Source organism: Bradyrhizobium sp. BRP19 (genome assembly GCF_020194195.1).
Taxonomy (GTDB): Bacteria; Pseudomonadota; Alphaproteobacteria; order Rhizobiales; family Xanthobacteraceae; genus Bradyrhizobium; species Bradyrhizobium yuanmingense.
The window spans coordinates 1-1,075 of sequence record NZ_JADYVZ010000080.1 but is presented as its reverse complement, the minus strand read 5'-3'; the positions used below and the strand labels follow the sequence as shown (position 1 = coordinate 1,075).

The window sequence follows — 1,075 nt, the reverse complement described above, 5'->3', positions numbered from 1 at the left end:
CATTACAGTTGCATCTTCCTGAAGGTTCTGAATCCATGGGCGACCATGATTCGGGATCTGATGATTGGTGGCGCGTCAGTTGAAGATACGCTGACGCTGTGGGCTTCGGCGTTGCGAGATATCAAGCAACGCATCCGTCCGCTGTTTACGCAGGAGCGGGTCGCGGCCGCGGCGGGGCAGTTTCTCGACGGACTGTTGGGCAACGAGCCGCGCAAGACGGGTTGGATGCGGGCGGAAGCGGCCGGCGATCCAGGCCCGTGGCGCCAGCAAGCGATCCTGGGTCGGGGGCAGTGGGACGCCGATGCGCTGCGCGATATTGTCCGTGAATACGTGCTGGAAACGCTGCCCGATGAGGACGCGGTTCTGGTCATCGATGAGACCGGCTTTTTGAAACAGGGCAAGGCCTCATGCGGCGTCGCGCGCCAGTACACCGGCTCGGCCGGCAAGATCACCAATTGCCAGATCGGAGTGTTCGCCGCCTACGTGTCGCGGCATGGCCATGCCTTCATCGACCGGGCACTCTACCTGCCAAAGGACTGGACGGACGACCCCGCTCGCCTGAAGGCTGCGCATGTCCCGAGCGATGCGGGCTTTGCGACAAAGCCCAAGATCGCGCGTCACATGATCGCTGGCGCGATCGCCGCACAGGTGCCGTTCGCGTTCGTGGCCGCGGACAGCGTGTATGGCACCGGTGAGATCGAAACCCTGCTGCGCAAGGAGGGCAAGGGCTATGTTCTGGGTGTTGCGTCCAATCATGTGTTCCGTTCCTGGGGCAAGCCGCAGCCTGTCGCCGGCACCGCCTCCGCGATTGCGCAGAGCCTTCCCAAGAAGGCCTGGCGCCGCCTGGCGTCCGGCGAGGGGATCAAAGGGCCGCGCTGGCACGACTGGGCCTATCTCGAGCTGGCCGATCTCGACGCCGGTGAATACAACGACGACCTTGCCGGGGAATGGACGCGGGGTCTTCTGATCCGCCGCAACATCGCCGACGGCAGCTTGGCCTTCTTCTCCACATGGTGCCCCAAAGGCACGTCCATGCAGAAGCTGGTGTCGGTGGAAGGCCATCGCTGGGCCATCG

At 64.0% G+C, this 1,075-nt stretch carries 1 protein-coding gene; it reads left to right on the top strand.

Annotated elements, in window-relative coordinates; translation table 11 throughout:
* Positions 1–45: 45 nt before the first annotated feature.
* On the top strand, positions 46–1,075 hold a 1,030-nt coding region (locus I6F36_RS38575), incomplete at its 3' end, for an IS701 family transposase (RefSeq protein ID WP_225143927.1).